Annotated in this window: 18 protein-coding genes and 3 tRNA genes; 15 read left to right on the top strand and 6 right to left on the bottom strand. The window is 70.6% G+C overall.

Annotated elements, in window-relative coordinates:
- Positions 1 to 160: 160 nt before the first annotated feature.
- Entirely contained in the window at positions 161 to 1,780 is a 1,620-nt protein-coding gene (locus ACO4JP_RS14250; RefSeq protein ID WP_425957121.1) for an ABC-F family ATP-binding cassette domain-containing protein, read from the top strand.
- Between the two features lie 40 nt (positions 1,781 to 1,820).
- Here the strand turns inward: ACO4JP_RS14250 and ACO4JP_RS14245 are convergent, their stop codons facing one another.
- Positions 1,821 to 2,393, bottom strand: coding sequence for an NUDIX hydrolase family protein (locus tag ACO4JP_RS14245; RefSeq protein ID WP_425954637.1), 573 nt, complete (start codon positions 2,391 to 2,393; stop codon positions 1,821 to 1,823).
- A 119-nt stretch (positions 2,394 to 2,512) separates the two neighbouring features.
- Here ACO4JP_RS14245 and trxA point away from each other — a divergent pair, with 119 nt between their 5' ends.
- Positions 2,513 to 2,884 (top strand): thioredoxin, encoded by a 372-nt coding sequence (trxA, locus tag ACO4JP_RS14240; protein ID WP_425954636.1) that lies wholly within the window; start codon positions 2,513 to 2,515, stop codon positions 2,882 to 2,884.
- Positions 2,885 to 2,993: 109 nt separating this feature from the next.
- On the opposite strand, the gene ACO4JP_RS14235 is transcribed toward trxA, so the two are convergent.
- The 3 genes from ACO4JP_RS14235 to ACO4JP_RS14225 all read right to left on the bottom strand — a co-directional run bounded on the left by ACO4JP_RS14235 (position 2,994) and on the right by ACO4JP_RS14225 (position 4,516).
- Positions 2,994 to 3,075 (bottom strand) — tRNA-Leu (locus tag ACO4JP_RS14235).
- A gap of 151 nt (positions 3,076 to 3,226) precedes the next feature.
- Complete coding sequence (locus ACO4JP_RS14230; protein WP_425954635.1) at positions 3,227 to 3,706, bottom strand: peroxiredoxin; 480 nt, start codon at positions 3,704 to 3,706, stop codon at positions 3,227 to 3,229.
- A 78-nt stretch (positions 3,707 to 3,784) separates the two neighbouring features.
- A complete protein-coding gene (locus ACO4JP_RS14225; protein ID WP_425954634.1) occupies positions 3,785 to 4,516 on the bottom strand; it encodes a phosphotransferase in 732 nt (243 codons plus the stop codon).
- A 60-nt stretch (positions 4,517 to 4,576) separates the two neighbouring features.
- Between ACO4JP_RS14225 and ACO4JP_RS14220 the strand changes: the two genes are divergently transcribed.
- From ACO4JP_RS14220 to ACO4JP_RS14185, 8 genes are all read left to right on the top strand, one after another.
- Positions 4,577 to 4,933: a GroES family chaperonin gene (locus tag ACO4JP_RS14220; protein ID WP_425954633.1), complete on the top strand. Its 357-nt coding sequence runs from the start codon at positions 4,577 to 4,579 to the stop codon at positions 4,931 to 4,933.
- A 94-nt stretch (positions 4,934 to 5,027) separates the two neighbouring features.
- Positions 5,028 to 5,100, top strand: a tRNA-Lys gene (locus tag ACO4JP_RS14215).
- Between the two features lie 246 nt (positions 5,101 to 5,346).
- On the top strand, positions 5,347 to 7,080 hold the full coding sequence (locus ACO4JP_RS14210) for an ABC transporter ATP-binding protein (RefSeq protein ID WP_425954632.1): 1,734 nt from the start codon (positions 5,347 to 5,349) through the stop codon (positions 7,078 to 7,080).
- Complete coding sequence (locus ACO4JP_RS14205; protein ID WP_425954631.1) at positions 7,077 to 9,080, top strand: ABC transporter ATP-binding protein; 2,004 nt, start codon at positions 7,077 to 7,079, stop codon at positions 9,078 to 9,080. Before ACO4JP_RS14210 ends, ACO4JP_RS14205 begins: the two co-directional genes overlap by 4 nt.
- A gap of 76 nt (positions 9,081 to 9,156) precedes the next feature.
- Positions 9,157 to 9,232 (top strand) — tRNA-Lys (locus ACO4JP_RS14200).
- A 289-nt stretch (positions 9,233 to 9,521) separates the two neighbouring features.
- Positions 9,522 to 10,079: a hypothetical protein gene (locus ACO4JP_RS14195; protein WP_425954630.1), complete on the top strand. Its 558-nt coding sequence runs from the start codon at positions 9,522 to 9,524 to the stop codon at positions 10,077 to 10,079.
- A gap of 35 nt (positions 10,080 to 10,114) precedes the next feature.
- Positions 10,115 to 10,954, top strand: a complete 840-nt coding sequence (locus tag ACO4JP_RS14190; RefSeq protein WP_425954629.1) for an RHS repeat-associated core domain-containing protein — start codon at positions 10,115 to 10,117, stop codon at positions 10,952 to 10,954.
- A gap of 69 nt (positions 10,955 to 11,023) precedes the next feature.
- Positions 11,024 to 11,200, top strand: coding sequence for a hypothetical protein (locus ACO4JP_RS14185; protein ID WP_425954628.1), 177 nt, complete (start codon positions 11,024 to 11,026; stop codon positions 11,198 to 11,200).
- A gap of 364 nt (positions 11,201 to 11,564) precedes the next feature.
- Here the strand turns inward: ACO4JP_RS14185 and ACO4JP_RS14180 are convergent, their stop codons facing one another.
- Entirely contained in the window at positions 11,565 to 12,905 is a 1,341-nt protein-coding gene (locus ACO4JP_RS14180; protein WP_425954627.1) for an IS1380 family transposase, read from the bottom strand.
- Positions 12,906 to 13,211: 306 nt separating this feature from the next.
- Here ACO4JP_RS14180 and ACO4JP_RS14175 point away from each other — a divergent pair, with 306 nt between their 5' ends.
- The 5 genes from ACO4JP_RS14175 to ACO4JP_RS14155 all read left to right on the top strand — a co-directional run bounded on the left by ACO4JP_RS14175 (position 13,212) and on the right by ACO4JP_RS14155 (position 18,667).
- Positions 13,212 to 13,631, top strand: a complete 420-nt coding sequence (locus tag ACO4JP_RS14175; RefSeq protein ID WP_425954626.1) for an ISAs1 family transposase — start codon at positions 13,212 to 13,214, stop codon at positions 13,629 to 13,631.
- 515 nt (positions 13,632 to 14,146) lie between these two features.
- Positions 14,147 to 14,896 (top strand): tRNA (guanosine(46)-N7)-methyltransferase TrmB, encoded by a 750-nt coding sequence (gene trmB, locus ACO4JP_RS14170; RefSeq protein WP_425954625.1) that lies wholly within the window; start codon positions 14,147 to 14,149, stop codon positions 14,894 to 14,896.
- Between the two features lie 151 nt (positions 14,897 to 15,047).
- Complete coding sequence (locus ACO4JP_RS14165; protein WP_425954624.1) at positions 15,048 to 15,386, top strand: DUF485 domain-containing protein; 339 nt, start codon at positions 15,048 to 15,050, stop codon at positions 15,384 to 15,386.
- Positions 15,383 to 17,011 (top strand): solute symporter family protein, encoded by a 1,629-nt coding sequence (locus tag ACO4JP_RS14160; RefSeq protein WP_425954623.1) that lies wholly within the window; start codon positions 15,383 to 15,385, stop codon positions 17,009 to 17,011. Before ACO4JP_RS14165 ends, ACO4JP_RS14160 begins: the two co-directional genes overlap by 4 nt.
- Positions 17,012 to 17,131: 120 nt before the next feature.
- Entirely contained in the window at positions 17,132 to 18,667 is a 1,536-nt protein-coding gene (locus ACO4JP_RS14155) for a dihydrolipoyl dehydrogenase family protein (RefSeq protein ID WP_425954622.1), read from the top strand.
- Positions 18,668 to 18,723: 56 nt separating this feature from the next.
- Here the strand turns inward: ACO4JP_RS14155 and ACO4JP_RS14150 are convergent, their stop codons facing one another.
- A complete protein-coding gene (locus ACO4JP_RS14150) occupies positions 18,724 to 19,758 on the bottom strand; it encodes a glycine betaine ABC transporter substrate-binding protein (RefSeq protein WP_425954621.1) in 1,035 nt (344 codons plus the stop codon).
- Positions 19,759 to 19,812: the final 54 nt, after the last annotated feature.

The following is a 19,812-nucleotide window of genomic DNA, read 5'->3' as shown; positions in this document are numbered from 1 at the left end:
GTATGCGGGGCCGCCCGCTTAGGGTTGTCCGGTGCACCTCATCGCCTCGAACGTCACGTTCGCCTACCCCGGCGGCGCCTCGCACGGCGCCTCCGAGGCGGAGCGGGCCGTCGTCGGCGGTGCCGGCACCTTGCGGCCCGTCGGGGTCGCCGGCGGGGAGGTGACCGTCGCGGGGCCCAGGGAGCGCGGCCCGCAGGTGTTCGGGGACGTCACGGTCCGCGTGAGCGACGGGGTGCGCCTCGGCGTCGTCGGCGAGAACGGCTCGGGCAAGTCGACCCTGCTGCACCTGCTCGCCGGGACGCTCGCCCCGACGCGCGGCGAGGTGCGGCGCTTCGGGTCGCTCGCGCTCGTCGAGCAGGAGCTCGAGATCGCCCCCGGGGAGACGGTCGGCGACGTCGTCGCGTCCGCGCTCGGCCAGGTGCGCGCCGTCGCCGCGGAGCTCGAGCGGGCCACTGCCGAGTTCGACCACGAGACCGGCTCGCTCACCGAGCTCACGACCATCCTCACCCAGGCGGAGCACCTCGAGGCGTGGGACGCGGACCGCCGCGTCGACGTCGCGCTCACGCGCCTCGGTGCCTGCCGCGACCTCGGCCGCCGGCTCGACACGCTGTCGGTCGGGGAGTGCTACCGGGTGCGGCTCGCCTGCCGGCTCGCCGAGCGGAGCGACCTGCTCCTCCTCGACGAGCCCACGAACCACCTGGACGACGAGGCGATCGGCTTCCTCACCGCCGAGCTGTCCGCCTGGCGTGGCGGCGTCGTCCTCGTCACGCACGACCGCCAGCTGCTCGACGACGTCGCCACCGCGATCCTCGACCTCGACCCGTCGATGGACGGGCGGCCGACGCTCTACGGGCAGCCGGGATACCTCGCGTACCGCTTCGCCAAGGCGCAGGCCCTGGCGCGGTGGCGGCAGCGCTACCGGCAGGAGCGCAAGCGCGCCGAGGCGCTCGCGGAGCGTCTCTCGAGCTCCTACGAGGGCCTCTCGGACGAATGGCGCCCGGGGAAGGGCTCGCAGAAGAACCGCCGTGCCACCCGCGCGCGCATCCACGTCAAGGCGGCGGACCGCCTCGTCCAGCGGCTCGAGGCCCAGGCCGTCGAGGTGCCCGTGCCGCCGCTGGAGCTCCGGCTTCCGGACCTGCCGTCGCTCGACCCCGGCTGGGACCCGGCCCTGCCGCTCGTCGAGGTGCGCAACCCCCAGGTCGAGGGTCGCCTCGACCTGCCCGGGACCAGGGTCGCGGTCCCGCCCGCGGGCCGGCTGCTCGTGGTCGGAGCCAACGGGACGGGCAAGTCGACGCTGCTGGGCGTCCTGTCCGGCCGGCTGGCCCTGAGCCGCGGGACGCGGACGGTGATCGACGGCGTGCGCGTCGGCGTCGTCGGGCAGGAGAACGCGCCCATCGTGGGGCGGGGGCTGGACGACCCGCGGACGCTCACGGGTTTCGACGCCGCCGCGAACGAGGCGCTGGCGCTGCTGTCACGCGGCGCGCTCGACCCCGACCGCGTGGTTCCCGTCGCGGCGCTCGGGCTGCTCGCCGAGGAGGACCTCGAGCGGCCGCTCTCGGAGCTGTCCGCGGGTCAGCGGCGGCGGTTCGAGCTGGCGCGCACTCTGGTCGCGGCCCCGCACCTGCTCATCCTCGACGAGCCGACCAACCATCTCTCGATCGACCTGGTGGACGAGCTGACGCAGGCGCTCGCGCGGACGAGCGCCGCCGTCGTCGTCGCGACGCACGACCGCCGCATGCGCGACGACCTGGCCGACTGGCCGACGCTCTTCCTCGGCTGAGCCGCGCTCGCTCGGGTGTCTTCCCGGCTCGTCGCCCGGCTCAGCCGAGCCGGCCCACCCAGGCCATCGCCTGCCTGACGAGGGTGCCCTGGCCGTTGACGAACTCGGCCTGGATCGTGTCGCTGCACGCCTCCTCGGGCGTGAGCCAGTCGATGTCCAGCGCGTCCTGCTGCGGGCGGCAGTCGCCCGTGACCGGGACGACGTAGGCGAGCGAGACCGCGTGGTGGCGCGGGTCGTGGAACGCCGTGATGCCCGGCGTGGGGAAGTACTCGGCGACGGTGAACGGCTGCGGCGACGACGGCACCTGCGGCAGCGCGACCGGGCCGAGGTCCTTCTCGATGTGCCGCAGCAGGGAGTCGCGGACCCGCTCGTGGTAGAGCACCCTGCCCGAGACGAGCGAGCGCGTCAGCCCCCGCGCGCCCATGCGCAGCAGCAGCCCCACCGAGACGACGTCGCCCGACTCGTCGACCCGCACGGGCACGGCGTCGACGTACACCAGCGGGAGCTGCGCCCGCACGACGGCGAGATCCTCCGGCGTCAGCCAGCCGGAGGGGCGTGGAACCTCGGGCTCCCAGTCGTCAGGCGGGGGCGGGAGCTCAGCGGAGGCGGTCACAGAGCGATCAAATCACGCAGGGTGCGCTCGGCGCCTCGCGCCGGGCGCCGAGCACGGGCCGTCGGGAATACTTGACGTCCGCGCCGCGCTTGCCGTGGCGTACCGAGGAGAGGAACCCCATGGCTACCGTCGAGCTCACCGACGACACCTTCCAGCAGACCGTCACCGACAACGACATCGTGCTGGTGGACTTCTGGGCCGCCTGGTGCGGCCCGTGTCGCCAGTTCGCGCCGATCTTCGAGAAGTCGTCGGAGACCAACCCCGAGGTCGTGCACGCGAAGCTGGACACCGAGGCCCAGCAGCGCATCGCCGCCGTCGCCGGCATTACCGCGATCCCCACGCTGATGGCGTTCCGTGAGGGTGTGCTCGTGTTCAACCAAGCGGGCGCGCTGCCGGCACCGGCGCTCCAGCAGGTCGTGGACGCCGTGAAGGGGCTGGACATGGCCGAGGTCCACAAGGCGATCGCGGAGCAGGCGCCGCAGGAGGCGTGAGGCGGGCGCTGGGCGCCGCCGCTGATGAACCGTTCGTGGGTTCGGGTTCGGTTCGACGGATCGATCCGTCGAACCGAACCCGAACCCACGAACGGTTCGTCGTATGCGGTGCGCGAGACGGGACTCGAACCCGCATGCCCGAAGGCAGCCGGACCTAAACCGACCGCGTAAGCCAATTCCGCCACTCGCGCGTGCCCAGCCTATCGAGTCTCTTGCCAAATGCTCTCGTTCGAGAGACGCAGCGTAGACGACCGCATCGATTGTCGATACGGTCATCGCCGTCGCGGCCGCGTTTCGAGCCGGCGAACGGGAGCTGTTCTCGATCGCGCCCCTAGGCTGAGTTCAGTCGATCCCCAGCACCTTGCGCAGCCGCGCCACGTGGCCGGTCGCCTTGACGTTGTACTGCGCGACGGCGACCGTGCCGTCCGGCGCGACGACCGCCGTCGAGCGGATGATCCCCGTGACGTCCTTGCCGTAGAGCTTGCGCACGCCCCAGGCGCCGTAGGCGTCGGCGACGGCGTGGTCGGCGTCGGACACGAGCGGGAACGTCAGCTGGTCCCGCTCCACGAACTTCGCGAGCTTGTCCACGCCGTCGGGCGAGACGCCGACGACCGCATAGCCCGCGCCCTGCAGCGAGGCCAGCGAGTCCCGGAAGTCGCACGCCTCCGTCGTGCAGCCGGGCGTCATCGCGGCCGGGTAGAAGTACACGACGACGCCGCGGCGGCCCGGCTCGGCGAGGGCGGCGGCGAGGGAGAACTCGCTGCCGTCGGCGGCGGGGAGGGTGAAGTCGGGGGCGGCGACGCCGGCGGCGAGACGGGGCACGGGAGCTCCTCGGTGAGGGCGGGCGGGACTGTCCCCGAGCCTAGACCGCGTGCCTGACCGGCCGGCGGTGCGCGGTCTCTACCGCGCGGCCAGGCGGGTCGCGTCGCGGCGGTACATCGCCGCGTGGTCCCGCAGGTCCGCGCGGCCCGTCGATGCCGCGTGCGCCTCCGTCCATTCCGCGAGCTCGCGCAGGCGCGGCGGGATCGCCGCCAGGACGGCGTCCGCCGTCGGGCCGTCCTCGGCGCCGTAGGCCGCCACGAGATCGTCGAGCCGCTGCGACGGGTGGATGCCCGCCGGGGCGGAAGCGTCCTCCGCGAACGGGCACAGCCGGTACGCCAGGTACGCGAGGTCCCGCACGCGCGGCCCGGGCGAGGCCATGTCGACGTCGATGAACCCGACCAGCCCGCCGTCCCCGCCGACCATGTTGTAGGGCGCGACGTCGTTGAGGCAGACGACCTCGTCTGGCTCGTGCGCGGGCAGTCGCCACACGGCACCGTCGCGCGGGAAGCCGGCCGACGCGTCGTGCCACGCGCGCAGCAGGCGCGCGGCGTCGCGCAGCACCGACGGCGGCCACACCCAGCCGCCCTCCGGCCCCTGGCCGACGACGCCCGGCAGGTACGTGAGCACCTCGCGTCCCTGCGCGTCGAGGCCCAGGGGAGTCGGCACCCCGTCGACGCCGTGCGCGCGCACCCATGCCAGCAGCGCCTGGATCGTGGGCGTCCAGGGGCCCGCGGTGCGGCGCACCGTGTCGCCCGCGCGCACGACGGCGTTGACGTTGCCGCCCACGAGCGCCACCTCAGCATCGGTCATGGCGCGATCCTGGCCGAGCCAGGGCGGGGTCGCCAACGGCATTCGTCTACCGTTGGCCCGGTGAGCACCACCGCACCCCAGCCCTCGACGACGAACGGCACCCCGAGCATCCCGATCCGCATGCTGTTCGACCGGCTGCTCGTGCAGCCCGAGGTGGACGCGTCCGAGCGGCAGTCCTCCGCGGGCCTCGTGATCCCGGCGACGGCGGTGGGGCCCAAGCGGCTCGCGTGGGCCGTCGTCGTCGCCAAGGGCGAGCACGTGCGGCAGGTCTCCGTCGGGGACCGCGTGCTGTTCGACCCGGAGGAGCGCGCCGAGGTCGAGGTCGGCGGCACCGACTACGTGTTGCTGCGCGAGCGCGACGTGCACGGCGTCAGCCAGAAGGACGAGGCGGCGGGCGCAACCGGCCTGTACCTCTGAGCGCACCCGGCACCTGTCACCGAGGTCACAGCCCGAAGCGGCCGTATCGGTTTTTCGACCGGCGGGGCGGGCTGGTAGCGTTCTACCTCGTTGCGCGCCATTAGCTCAATAGGCAGAGCAGCTGACTCTTAATCAGCGGGTTCGGGGTTCGAGTCCCTGATGGCGCACCCACCACGAGAGCCCCCGTCCGACGCGGACGGGGGCTCTCGTCGTCCCCGCCGCCGGCCGGCGCGGCGAAGTGCCCGCACCGAGGCGGGGCACGGGCCGAGCCGTGGCCGGAGTTGATCTATTTGCACTAGCCCTGGAACCCGCCCGTGCGTAGGCTCGTTCGGCACTCCGAGTGACGCCCCGCCCTTCTGCGCGTCGGCACCCCGGTGCCCACCAGCACCGCAGATCTTCGTGGAGAGAGAACCGTGCTTCGTCAGCTTTTGTGGCGCTACCTGCGCCCGTACCGATGGCTCCTGGGCGGGGTGCTGGTGTTCCAGTTCGCTGCCGCCCTGGGCATGCTCTACCTACCCGGCCTGAACGCCGACATCATCGACAACGGCGTCGCCACGGGCGACACCGCGTACATCTGGCGGACCGGCGGGCTGATGCTCGCCGCATCGCTCGCCCAGATCGTCGCGGCGATCATCGCGACCCGGTTCGCCGCCCAGGCCTCGATGGCCATGGGCCGTGACCTGCGCGACGACGTCTACGGGCGCGTGAGCGGCTTCTCCGAGAGGGAAGTGTCGCAGTTTGGCGCCGGGTCGCTCATCACCCGCAACACCAACGACGTCCAGCAGGTCCAGATGATCGCGATGATGGGCTCGACGATGCTCATCACCGCCCCGCTGCTGGCCATCGGCGGCATCATCATGGCGCTGCGCCAGAGCGTCCAGCTGTCGTGGCTCATCGCGGTCTCCGTGCCGCTCCTGCTCGTCTTCGCGGGCCTCCTCATCGGCCGCATGGTGCCGCTGTTCCGCAACTACCAGATGCGCCTCGACACGCTCAACCGCGTGATGCGCGAGCAGCTGACCGGCATCCGCGTGGTGCGCGCGTTCGTGCGGGAGTCCATCGAGGCCGCGCGCTACCGCTCGGCCAACACGGACATGATGGTCGTGGGCCGCAAGGTCGGCTCGCTGTTCGTGCTCATGTTCCCCGGCGCGATGTTCATCCTGAACATCACCGTGCTGGGCGTGATCTGGTTCGGCGCGATCGAGGTCGACAACGGCACCGTCCAGATCGGCACGCTGCTCGCGTTCATGCAGTACGTGGGTCAGATCCTCATGGGCGTCCTGATGGCCACCTTCATGACGATCATGATCCCGCGCGCCGCCGTCTCGGCCGAGCGCATCGGCGAGGTGCTCGCGGTCGAGTCGACCCTGAACGAGCCGGCCGACGCCGTCACCGAGGTCACCGAGCGCGGCAGCATCGAGTTCGACGACGTGACCTTCACGTATCCCGGTGCGGAGATCCCGATCCTCGACCGTGTCGACTTCCGCGTCGAGCCCGGCCAGACGGTCGCCGTCGTCGGCTCGACCGGTGCCGGGAAGACGACGCTGGTCTCGCTCGTCGCACGGCTGATCGACACCACGTCGGGCGTCGTCCGCGTCGGCGGCGTCGACGTGCGCGACCTGAGCCTCGAGACCCTCTGGGCGAACCTCGGCCTGGTGCCGCAGCGCCCGTTCCTCTTCGCCGGGACGGTCGAGTCCAACGTCCGCCTCGGCCGCGAGGACGCGACGGACGACGAGATCTGGAAGGCCCTCGAGATCGCGCAGGCCGCCGAGTTCGTCCGCGAGATGTCGGGCGGGCTCAGCGCCCGGATCGCCCAGGGTGGCACCAACGTCTCCGGCGGCCAGCGCCAGCGGCTCGCCATCGCCCGCGCCGTGCTGCGCAGGCCGGCGATCCTGCTCCTCGACGACTCGTTCTCCGCGCTCGACGTCGCGACCGACGCCCACCTGCGGCATGCGCTGTGGCGTGAGCTCCCCGAGGTCACCAAGCTCGTCGTCGCCCAGCGCGTCACCACCGTGACTGACGCGGACGCGATCCTCGTGCTCGACGACGGCCGCCTGGTCGGTGTCGGCACGCACGAGCAGCTCCTCGAGACGAACCAGACCTACCGCGAGATCGCGGAGTCGCAGATGAGCGTGGAGGCCGGCGCATGAGCGAGCGGACCATGACCGACCCGGCGCTGACCGAGGAAGAGAAGCTCGAGATCGAGATGGGCGAGCAGGCACGGCTCGCCTCGGACTCGTGGGACGGCGTCGCCCCGGGCAAGGCGAGCGACTTCAAGTCGTCGTTCGGCCGCATGATCGGGCTGCTGGCCCCGTACAAGGTCGCGATGACCATCGTCACCCTCATGGGTGCGGGGTCCGTCATCCTCACGGTCTGGGCGCCCCGTGTGCTCGGCCGGGCCACCGACGTGGTGTTTTCCGGGTTCATCTCCCGGAGCTTCCCGGCGGGGATGACCCAGGAGCAGGCGGTCGAGGCGACCCGCGCGGCGGGTGAGGACCGGTTCGCGGACATGATCGCGGCGATGGACCACTTCGTCCCCGGCCAGGGGATCGACTTCGACGTGCTGCGCGGGTTCATCGTCACGGTGCTGTTCATCTACGTCGGCGCTGCGATTCTCGGCTGGGCCCAGGGCTTCATCACCAACGTGGTGATGGTCAAGGCCATGTGGCGCCTGCGCGAGCAGGTCGAGGAGAAGATCAACCGCCTGCCGCTGTCGTACTTCGACCGCGTCCAGCGCGGCGAGCTCATCTCCCGCGTGACCAACGACATCGACAACATCACGCAGACGATGCAGCAGTCGCTCTCCGGCGCGATCACCGCCGTGCTCACCGTGATCGGCGTGCTGGTCATGATGTTCACCCTGTCGTGGCAGCTCGCGCTCGTGGCGCTCATCTCGCTTCCGCTCATGGGCGTGGTGTTCGGCATCATCGGCCCGAAGTCGCAGAAGGCCTTCGGTCTGCAGTGGCGCAAGGTCGGCCGCCTCAACGCTCGCGTCGAGGAGTCGTTCTCCGGGCACGCCCTGGTCAAGACGTTCGGCCGCCGCGCCGACTTCCAGGCGCGGTTCCACGAGGAGAACGAGGAGCTGTACCAGCAGTCCTTCAGGGCGCAGTTCCTGTCCGGCGTCATCTGGCCGGCGATGTCGTTCGTCGGCAACCTGTCGTACGTCGCCATCGCCGTCATCGGCGGCCTCATGGTGGCGGGTGGGTCGATGACCCTCGGCTCGATCCAGGCGTTCATCCAGTACTCGCAGATGTTCTCCCAGCCGCTGTCGCAGCTGGGCGGCATGGTCGCCGTCGTCCAGTCCGGCACGGCGTCGGCCGAGCGCGTCTTCCAGCTCCTCGACGAGCCGGAGCAGGAGCCCGACGCCGACGACGCACCCGCCCCCGCCGAGGGCGAGGGCGTCATCGAGTTCGAGCGCGTCGGGTTCTCCTACAGCCCCGACGCGCCGCTCATCGAGGACCTGTCGTTCACGGTGCGCCCCGGCCAGACGGTCGCGATCGTGGGCCACACGGGCGCCGGCAAGACGACGCTGGTCAACCTCCTGATGCGGTTCTACGACCCGCAGTCCGGCCGGATCGTCGTCGACGGGCAGGACATCACGGCGCTCAGCCGTCACGACGCCCGCGCCCGCACGGGCATGGTGCTGCAGGACACGTGGCTGTTCGCCGGCACCATCCGGGAGAACATCCGCTACGGCCGCCAGACCGCCACCGACGAGGAGGTGCTCGAGGCCGCCCGGGCGACATACGTGGACCGGTTCGTCCACTCGCTCCCGCAGGGCTACGACACCGAGCTCGAGGAGGATGCGGCGAACCTGTCCGCCGGTGAGCGGCAGCTGGTCACGATCGCCCGCGCGTTCGTGTCCCAGCCGTCGATCCTGATTCTCGACGAGGCCACGTCGTCGGTCGACACCCGGACGGAGAAGCTGCTGCAGCACGCGATGGCGTCGCTGCGGAGCGGGCGGACGAGCTTCGTCATCGCGCACCGGCTGTCGACGATCCGCGATGCCGATCTCATCCTCGTGATGGAGCACGGCGACATCGTCGAGAAGGGTACGCACGAGGAGCTGCTGGAGCTGGGCGGCGCGTACCACGCGCTCTACCAGTCGCAGTTCTCTGGAGCGTTCGAGGAGGAGGCCGAGCTCGCCTGACGCGAGCCCGGCGACGGCGGTGGCCCGTGCGAGCGATGCACGGGCCTCCGCCGGATCCTGGTAACCTTCCCCTCGCGCGCCATTAGCTCAATAGGCAGAGCAGCTGACTCTTAATCAGCGGGTTCGGGGTTCGAGTCCCTGATGGCGCACCACACCGAGAGGGCCTTCGTTCGACCCGGGTCGTCGGTTGCGGTGTTCGCGACCGGGCTCGCGGTGCCTGCGGCCGCAGCCGCATCTGTGCTGGCGTCGGCGCCCGCGACGGGGGTGTTTCGTCGCAGGTTTCGGCGGTCCGAGACAGGCGGGGTGATCTAACGGCGCTGGCGGGGTGTCGGCGGTGGTGAATGCCCGGTTGTCGGTGGGGCGCACACGCGGTCCAGTTCGCAGCTGGTACCGGCTCTTGCGCGGCGACGCGGTCATGTCCAAGATGAGATCGGGGCATTGATGAAGCCAAAGGTTATCCGCAACACGACGAACTACGTCTCAGGGTTTGTGTTGATCGGATTCTCGATCGGTCTATTCTTCCTCAACGATCCCTGGATGATCTGGAACTATGCGTCTCTCAGCCCCACGGAACGCATGACCACTCTGGACTCCTTCGCCGCAATGGCAGTCTTCTGCCTCATCGCAACCGTCGGTGTTTTCTTCCTTCGACTGAAGATTGAAGCATGGCCCGACGGGTCGACCCTGGTGGTCAATCCCATCGCGACGTGGTGGGTTGGTTCCGGTCAAATCGAACAGGTCATTGAGGGTCCGCTTCCGAGCGTTCAACTTCGAAGAGGTCCTCGCATCTGGCTATTCGGCGCAGAACGCTCGCTGGCGATGAGCATCATGAACCACCAACTGAAGCACATCAATCAGCTGCAGGCCGTTGGCGAGAGGGGTGAAGGCTCGACTGAAGTGGTGGTGAGCCGGACATTCCGGGGAACTCTTTGGTATCTTGTGCCGTGGCTGACTGGACTTTGCGTCTGCGTGGTCGCGATCCTTACTGTTCATAATTAGTGGATCGTTGCTGAGTCCCGTCCTGGGCACAGTCCGTGACCGGGACCGACCCCGCCTCGGTCAGCGTGTACGGGTCGTCCATCGGCGGTGACCTCGGGTTCACCGTCACCGACGGGCAAGCCACCCTGGACCTGGCCGACCCGCACGGCGACACCATCACCACCGTCGCCGTGCCCGCCACCGGGAACGCCACCGGCATCGGCGCGGTCGCCTGCTACGACGAGTACGGCAACCAGGCCACCGACCTCGCCGCCGGAGCGGGCGTCGACGGCACGGCGACAACCGCCGATCCTGGCGCGAAGACCGGGCCGAACACCGGGGCTCTGGCCTACGGGTGGCTCGGCGCCAAGCAACGCGCCACGGACGCCTCCGGGCTGGTCCTCATGGGCGCCCGCCTCTACAACGCCGTCACCGGCCAGTTCACCTCCCGCGACCCCGTCCCCGGCGGCAACACCACCGCCTACGCCTACCCCCAAGACCCAGTCAACGGGATGGACCTTCAGGGGCTCATGGCTGAGGCAGTGTTGGTCGCCGCAGCGTTCGGGGGATCGTTGTCACTCGGCACCGTCCTTCTCATCATCGGAGCCGCGGTGCTCGCTACAGTGGTCATCTACGCGGCTTGGTACGGACTCCCCGCAGCAGGCGCGAAGCTCCGCAACATCTATTACCAGAAGAAGCAGTCGAAAAAGAGCGGGAAGGAGTCCGCTAGCGATATTCCGAGTTGGGCGCACGACGTACGCATTCGACCCGGCGAGTCCACCGAGCAGGCGATCAAGCGCATCATGGGAGCGAGATACCCCGCAGCGGGCAACAAGGCGGGCCGAGGTCCAGGCTCCGACTACAGCAAGATCAAGAAGCGCCTTACGCGCCGGTAGGGGTGAGTAAAAATGCCAGAAGCAACCGGGGGCCATGTATATCTCGTTATACATCGGCATCGGAACTCAATGCGTCGCCCTGACGACAAGGTCATAGGTATCTTCTCGTCCGAGAAACTGGCGCGCAATGCTGCCGAGCGCATCCACGGCAGCCCCGGCTTCGCCGATGAACCCGCAGGATTCATCACTATCGACCTGCGTATCGACGAGTACCGCGCTGACGAGGAATCGAGGCTTTATGACTAGAGACCGAAAGCGAAGTGAGCTCTGGATGCTATACGAGGGCCACGAGTTTTCAGATACCGGACTCATTATCAGAGGTGTGTTCTCCAGCGAGGAGGCAGCCGAGAGTGCTGCCCGTCTCCACGGAATCGAAGACTGGCAAGTCTGGCCTCTCGAGGTCGATGCCCTGTCTTGGCGCGACGGATACAAGACGATCTAGCCTCGACGTTTCATCGGACGGGTGGGCCTGTGTTGGTCGGCGCCGTTGCCGTCGTTGATGCGTGATTTTTGCACGTGGGTGCGACAAGGTGCCCGATGTCGGTCGGTGCGCGGGGTCCCACAGGTCCGGGGTCGTGCTGGGGATCGTCGGGGCGGGCCGGTGAGGCGGTCAGCCGGGTGCTGGTCCGAGGCTACGCAGGGCGGTGAGTGCGTCCTGGACGAGGGTGGCCCAGGGTGCGTGCTCGGCGAGGTGGAGTACGCGCTGGCGTGCTCGCTTCGCGAGAGTGGCGGGGATCGTGAACAGCCGCAGTCGTAGCCGTTTGGGTTCCCACCGGCGGGCGTCGTGCGAGGTGAGTGCGAGGGTCTGCATCCAGGTGGTGATCTCGAGTGCGAGCATCACGATGGCGGTCCAGATCTTGTTCTGGTCGTACCCGTGCAGGGGCAGGTTGCGCAGGCCGGTGTCCTTGGCGATGCCGATGCGGTCCTCGCAGCGGGCGCGGCGGCGGTGGCGTAGTTCGAGGTCGGGCAGCTGGTTGTGCTTGCCGCCGGGGCGGGTGTTGGTGGCGAACGCGGTGATGCGCATGCCGTCGACGTCCTCGAACCGCAGCTGCGCGCCGGGGTGGGGTCGTTCCTTGCGGACGATCACGCGCATCCCGGCCGGCCAGCCGGTCAGGTCGAGCAGTCCGGTCAGCTCGGCGACCCAGGCGCCGTCGCGGACCTGGTCGCGGGCGTCGTACGCCTCGGTCCACGCACCCACCTTGTCGATGTGCTTGAGCAGGTCCGGGGTGTTGTCCGGCAGGACGAACCCCACCGAGTACGACAGCCGCTGGGTCGCCAGCCACTGCACGAGCTTGTGGGTGGACCCGGCGCCGTCGGTGCGGATCAGCACCTTCCGGCAGGCCCGGGTGCGTCCGGCGCGGTGGCCGGGCAGCTGAGCCAGCGCCTGCTTGATCACGGTGATGTGGTCGTCGGCGGTGTTGGATCCCGCGTTCCCGGGGCGCAGCAGGACGGCCAGCGGTTCTCCGGTCCCGGCCGGGCCGTGGTCGACGAAGGCGCACAACGGGTGGAAGCCGAACCCGCGCTTGAACGTCGGCTTGGCGTTCTCCTTCTGCGAGTGGGCGGTCACGAGGGTGGCGTCCAGGTCGATGACCAGCGGCGACCTCGCGTCCACGCCGTGGTCCGGGGCGTGGCCCCCGGCCAGCGTCCATGCCCGCGTACGGGCCACGGCTCGGGCGGCGTTGATCGCCTTCAACGCCCCGTCGGCGTCCGCCGCGAGGGCGGCGATCGTGCGCGAGACCGTCGGGTCCGACGCCACCGGCCCGTACAGGCCCGGCTCGCAGCGCAGCAGCCCGACGTCCGCCAGGGCGTCGCCGCCGAGCGCGACCGCGATCGCCAGGTCCGTGACGACCTTGGCCGGGTCGTGCACCGCGAGCGGCCTACGCCAGCCGGCCAGTTCCGCCGAGAGCGCGTCGTCCAGGCCGACCCGGCGGACCGTCTCGGTCAGCAGCACACCGCCCGCGTTGCCGACAGCGCTTCCCGGTGGCGGGTACGGCGACGGTGGTGATGGTGTCGCCGTGCGGGTCGGCCAGGTTCAGGGTGGCGGTCCCGTCGGTGACCGTGAAGCCCAGGTCGCCGCCGATCGAGGACCCGTAGACGCTGACCGAGGCCGGGTTGGAGGGGCGCGAAACGTCGCCCCGTCGTATCGGTGTCGGCCTCGGGCCTTCCTCCCAGGAGCGGGGAAATCCAACGCTCCCGTCCCAAAGGCCTGTGAAGAGCCACGTTCACCCGCGCTGCCGCCCGCGGAGGGAGAGGAAGGTTGTACCGAACGTATTGGGAACTGAAGATGCACGTCGCCGGCGTCGCGGCAGGGACGGCGTTCGACGACACCGCCCAGGTCGCCCAGCTACGCCGCACCGTGACCAAGGCGGGGAAGAAGACCGTCGAGGTCGTCTACGTCATCACCTCCGCCGACGCCGCGGCTGCAGACCCGGCCACCTTGGCCGCCTGGGTCCAGGGCCACTGGACGGTGGAGAACAGATTGCACTGGGTGCGTGACGTCACCTTCGACGAGGACCGCTCCCAGTCCGCGGTCGGCGCCTGCCCCCAGGTCATGGCCGCGATCCGCAACACCGTCATCGCCGTCCTGCGCCGCAACGCCTGGACGAGCATCGCCCGAGCGCTGCGACACCACACCCACGACCTCGACCGACCCGTCCACACACTCCTCACCGCCTGACATCACCGCAGGTCACAGCACTACAGGACCGACTTTGCCGGAGCCCTGGGTGTAGGCGGCTGAGGAGATCGCGGCAGGCGGCGTCTTCGCGAGGGTGGATCCGCTCGTTGGTCCGGAGCCCGGGCACGCTGTAGGACACGCGCCACTTCCCGTCGGCGTCCGTGAGTCAGTAGGACTCGTTGCGGCCCTGGCCGATGGAGCAGGCGCCTCAGGAATACCGCGCGAGCGCAGCTACTCGAGCAGCTCGGGGAGGTCCACGTGGGACCGTCGTCCGTCGAATCGTTAGCGTGGCGTGCGCGGGTACAGGTGTCGGGGTTCCCTGGCATTTGGCGATGCCGAACCAGGCCTCGACGAGCTTCATCCAGGAGGCGTGCGTTGGTGTGAAGCGGGCGGTGAACGCGGGTTGGCCGCCAGCCAGTCACGGACCTCGGGGGGTCCTGTGTGCGGCGTAGTTGCCCAGCCGCAAACAAGCCCGGGGCCCTCGGCACGTCGGGCCCGCCCCGTACCCTTGACGGGTGTCCGAGCCCCTCGCCGCCCCCGATGCGCCCACCTTCCGCAAGCAGCCCGTGAGCTTCGTGCGCCGCAGCGGGCGCCTGACCACCGCGCAGCAGAAGGCGTGGGACGAGCGCCGGCAGGACTACCTCGTCGAGGTCCCGCGGGCCGTCGCCCGCACCTCCGTCGACCCCGCATGGACGTTCGACGCCGAGGCCGTTTTCGGGCGGACGGCGCCCTTGGTCGTCGAGATCGGGTCGGGCCAGGGCGAGAACGTCGTCGAGGCCGCGGACGCCCACCCCGAGCGCGACCACCTCGCCGTCGAGGTCTACGTCCCCGGGCTGGCGCAGACGATCGTCCGAGCCGGCCAGCGCCACGACCGCCAGGGGCTGACCAACCTGCGCCTGCTCCAGGTCAACGCCGCGGAGCTGCTCGAGACGGCCCTGCCCGAGGGCGGCGTCGACGAGCTGTGGATCTTCTTCCCCGACCCGTGGCACAAGTCCCGCCACCACAAGCGCCGGCTGATCACCGCGGAGCTCGCCGCGCTCGCGGCGCGCGTGCTGCGCCCTGGCGGCGTGTGGCGGCTGGCCACCGACTGGGCCGAGTACGCCAAGCAGATGCTCGAGGTGGGCGAGGCGAGCCCGGACTTCCGCAACGCCCACGGCCTCGGCGCGCTCGCGCCGCGGTTCGAGGGCCGCGTGCTCACCGCGTTCGAGCGCAAGGGCCTCGCGGCGGGTCGCACCGTGACCGACCTGGAGTACGTGCGTCTCTGACCAGGCCGCCGGACCGGATCCGGCCGCCGGGTGTTGCTTGCGTCACACGCCGCGGAACGGCATTGTGTGCCCCCGGAACGCCCCTACGGGCGCTCCACGGTGCGCAACGGTGCGTGCCGGGACTGCCGACTGCAATGCCAACGGAGGCATCATGGCCGACACCGCCGAGCTTTCCGGCGAGACCGCCTATCAAAGAGTCGAGAGATCCGAGGAGTTCCAGGGCCTGCGCAGCAGGTTCCGCCGCTTCGTCTTCCCGCTGACGGCGCTCTTCCTCGTCTGGTACTTCGCGTACGTGCTCCTCGCCAGCTACGCGCACGACTTCATGTCCATCCGGATCGGGGACAGCACGATCACGGTCGGCCTGCTGTTCGGGCTGGGCCAGTTCGTGACGACGTTCCTCATCACGATGCTCTACGCCCGCTGGGCCAACAACTCGCTCGACCCGCAGGCCGAGGCTCTCCGCCAGCACATCGAAGGGGCCGACCTGTGATCGCCGCACCGCTGCAGCTCGCCGCCTCGACGACTGACGTCGGCAACCCCGTCGTCAACATCTCGATCTTCGCGGCGTTCGTCGCCGTGACGCTCGTGATCGTGATCCGGGCCTCGCGCAACAACAAGTCCGCCGCCGACTTCTACGCGGGCGGCCGCAACTTCACCGGGCCGCAGAACGGCACCGCCATCGCCGGCGACTACCTGTCCGCCGCGTCGTTCCTCGGCATCTGCGGCGCGATCGCCATCAACGGCTACGACGGCTTCCTCTACTCGATCGGGTTCCTCGTCGCGTGGCTCGTCGCCCTGCTGCTCGTCGCCGAGCTGCTGCGCAACACCGGCCGGTTCACCATGGCGGACGTCCTCTCGTTCCGGCTCAAGCAGCGCCCCGTGCGCATGGCGGCCGCGCTCGCCACGCTCCTGGTCGTGTTCTTCTACCTGCTCGCCCAGATGGCGGGCGCGGGCGGTCTCGTCGCCCTGCTGCTCGGCATCGACGGCCAGGCGGGCAAGAACCTCGTGATCGCCGTCGTCGGCGCCATCATGATCGTGTACGTCCTGGTGGGCGGCATGAAGGGCACCACCTGGGTGCAGATCATCAAGGCCGTGCTGCTCATCATCGGCGCCGCGGTCATGACGTTCTGGGTGCTCGCGCACTTCGGCTTCTCGCTGTCCGCCGTGCTCCAGGGCGCGGTCGACGCGGGCGGCGAGAACGGCGCGGCCCTGCTCGAGCCCGGCAAGGCGTACGGCGCGACGTCGACGTCGCAGCTCAGCTTCATCTCGCTCGCGCTCGCGCTGGTGCTCGGCACCGCGGGCCTGCCGCACGTGCTCATGCGCTTCTACACCGTCCCGACCGCCAAGGAGGCCCGCCGCTCGGTGGTCTGGGCCATCTGGCTGATCGGCATCTTCTACCTGTTCACGCTGGTCCTCGGCTACGGGGCCGGCGCGCTCGTCGGCCCGGAGGCCATCCTGGCCGCCCCCGGTGGCGTGAACTCGGCCGCCCCGCTGCTCGCGTTCGCGCTCGGTGGCGAGGTGCTGCTCGGCATCATCGCGGCGGTCGCGTTCGCGACCATCCTCGCGGTCGTGGCCGGCCTGACCATCACCGCGGCGGCGAGCTTCTCGCACGACATCTACGCCAATGTGATCAAGAGGGGCGAGGTCAAGGCCGACGCCGAGGTCAAGGTCGCCCGCTGGACCGTCGTCGTGATCGGCGCCGTCGCCATCGTCGGCGGCATCTTCGCGCAGAACCAGAACGTCGCGTTCCTCGTGGCCCTGGCCTTCGCGGTCGCGGCGTCGGCCAACCTGCCGACGATCCTGTTCTCGCTGTTCTGGAAGCGGTTCAACACCTCGGGCGCGCTGTGGAGCATTTACGGCGGCCTCATCTCGTGCATCGGGCTCATCGCTCTCTCGCCGGTCGTCTCGGGCGCCGAGACCTCGATGTTCCCCGACGCCGACTTCGCGGTGTTCCCGCTCACGAACCCCGGCCTCGTCTCGATCCCGCTCGGGTTCGCGCTGGCGATCGTCGGCACCCTGGTGTCGAAGGAGAAGCCGCACCCGGAGAAGTTCGCCGAGATGGAGGTGCGCTCCCTGACGGGCGCCGGCGCCGAGCGCGCGGTGGCCCGCCACTGACACCGCCGAAGCCGTGACCTCGGCCCGGTCCCGACCTCGGGGCCGGGCCGACGTCACGCCCGCCGCGGGACCGGGGTTCGCCGCCTTGTGGGGGGACGTGACCTAGGCCACCATGCGGCTATGACTCAGGAGCAGGCCGGCCAGGCGCAGGTCACCCAGGAGTACGACGTCGTCGTCATCGGCGGCGGGCCCGTCGGGGAGAACGCCGTGGACAGGGCGGCCCGGACAGGGTTGAAGGTCGCCCTCGTGGAGGCCGAGCTGGTCGGCGGCGAGTGCAGCTACTGGGCGTGCATGCCGTCCAAGACGCTGCTGCGCCCGGGCGCGGCGCTCGCGGCGGCGGCGGCGGTGCCAGGCCTCGCCGGGCAGGTCGAGGGGATGCGCGTGAACCCCGCCGCGGTGCTCGCCTGGCGCGACTGGATGACCGGCGACTGGGACGACACGGGCGCGGCCGACTGGGTCGCGTCCGCGGGGATCACCCTCGTGCGCGGGCACGGGCGGCTCGCGGGGGAGCGGCTCGTGCAGGTGGACCCGCCGGACGACCCATCCGCCGAGGCGCCCGCGGGCCCGCTCCTGCTGCGCGCCCGCCACGCGGTCATCGTCTCGACGGGCAGCGTGCCCATGCTTCCCGACACGGCCGGCCTGGACGAGGCCGCGCCGTGGAGCAGCCGCGAGGCCACGAGCGCCGAGGCGGTGCCCGAGTCGCTCGTCATCATCGGCGGCGGCGTGGTCGCCTCGGAGATGGCGACGGCGTACGCCGACCTCGGCTCGCACGTCACGATGCTGGTCCGCGGCGGCCTGCTCTCGAACGCCGAGCCGTTCGCGGGCGAGGCCGTGGCGAAGTCGCTGCGGGCGATGGACGTGGACCTGCGCCTGGGGGTGAGCGTCCAGAAGGTCGAGCGGGCCGAGCCGGGCGGGCCCGTCACCGTGACCACGAGCGACGGGCAGTCGATCACCGCCGCCGAGCTGCTCGTCGCGACGGGCCGCGTCCCCCGCACGATGGACGTGGGCGTGGAGTCGGTGGGCCTCGAGCCGGGCCGCCCGCTCGTCGTCAACGACGCGATGGAGGTGCTCGGCCTGCCGCACCACACCGAGGGGCGGTGGCTGTTCGCGTGCGGCGACGTGACGGGGCGTGCGCAGACCACGCACCAGGGCAAGTACGAGGGCCGCGTCGCGGGCGACGTCGTCGCCGCGCGGTTCGGCGACCAGTCGACCGAGGGCGCCCCGACGCGCGGGGACACCCCGCCCGCGCCCGGGCACGCCCCTCGGCCGTGGTCGCGCTACGCGGCCACCGCCGACGGCGTTGCCGCGACGCAAGCGGTGTTCACCCGGCCGCAGGTGGCGTGGGTCGGATTCACGGAGCGCGTCGCGCACCAGCAGGGGCTCCCCGTGCGGGCAGTCAGCTACCAGCTGGGCAACGTCTCGGGCGCGTCCGTGACCGGCCGTGGGTACGCCGGGACCTGCCAGATCGTCGTGGACACCGAGCGTCGTGTGATCGTCGGCGCCACGTTCGTGGGCCCCGACGCCGCGGAGCTGCTGCACGCGGCGACGATCGCCGTCGTCGGGCGGGTGCCGATCGACCGGCTCTGGCACGCGGTGCCCGCCTACCCGACCCTCAGCGAGGTGTGGCTGCGGTTCCTCGAGGCGTACGGCATGTGAGCTGACCTCGACGGGCTCGACCACCGGCACCCGGTGGTCGAGCCCGTCGACGTCGGTCAGCTCGTCGCGAGCGACCCGTCCGAGCTGAAGACCAGGCCGAGCGTGATCTCGCCCTGCTGGAGCGCGGCCTTGGTCAGCGGGCCGCCCGCGTCGAGCGACTTGAACTGGCTGAACGTCAGGCCGTACGTCTGCTCGAGGCCCGGCTGGCAGAACGGCCGCTCGGTGCACTCGGCCCCGGCGCCCAGCACGAGGCCCCCGCAGGCCCCGGCCAGGTCGGACAGAGTGGTGAGGTGGTGCGCGTCGGCGAACGCCTTGGTCACGGCGAACGCGTTCTGGTCCTGCGCCTTCGACGGCGTGCCGAACTTCAGGCCCACCTGGTCGCCGAGGGACGTCAGGGCCGCGACGGTCTTGTCGAGGTCACCGCTCGCGACGGCGGCGGCGTTCGCCCCGTTGACGTCCTTGTTGATGAACTCGGCGAGGGTGCCCACGTACTCGGGCACCACCTGGATCTGCGTGCCGGCCTCGAGCGCCGGGAGGTAGGCCTCGCGGTTGCCGATCGTCACCACACTGGCGTCGTAGCCCGCCGCCTTGAGCACGGTGGCGTAGATGTTGCCGAGGGTGGCGCTCTCGGAGAAGTCGGCGGCGCCGATCGAGACCTTCTTGCCCTTCCCGGCGGTCGTGTCGGCAGGCGCGAGCCCGGCAGAGCTGACCCACTCGGCGGCGACGTCCGGGGAGCTCTTCCGGTCGACGTCCACCGACTTGTTGAGCGCGATGAGCGTGTCGGTGTCGAGCGCCGCGGAGACCGAGTCGAGCAGCGGGATCAGTCCGGGGTCGTCGGAAGCGGTCTTGGCATTGACGGCCGGGATCACGTTGTCGACGGTCTGCAGGTGCTTGTCGTCCTGCAGCACCACGAGCTGGTTGCCCGGGACCGGGTCGCACGAGGCCTGCGCCGCGCTGGCCCCCCCGGACGAGGTGCCCGAGGCGTTGCTCGACGCCGACCCGGGCGAGCCGCACGCCCCGAGCAGGAGGAGGGCGCCTGCGGCGAGCGCGAGACCGGGCGTGCGTGCACGGGCGGTGCGAGTGGGGATCATCGTCGTCTCCTGGGTCGTGGCAAGGCGTGGAGCTCAGTGCTTGTGATCTGCGCC

The organism is Xylanimonas sp. McL0601 (genome assembly GCF_049852175.1).
Taxonomy (GTDB): domain Bacteria; phylum Actinomycetota; class Actinomycetes; order Actinomycetales; family Cellulomonadaceae; genus Xylanimonas.
The sequence above is the reverse complement of the archived record's forward strand: the minus strand, read 5'-3'. Positions and strand labels throughout refer to the sequence as shown.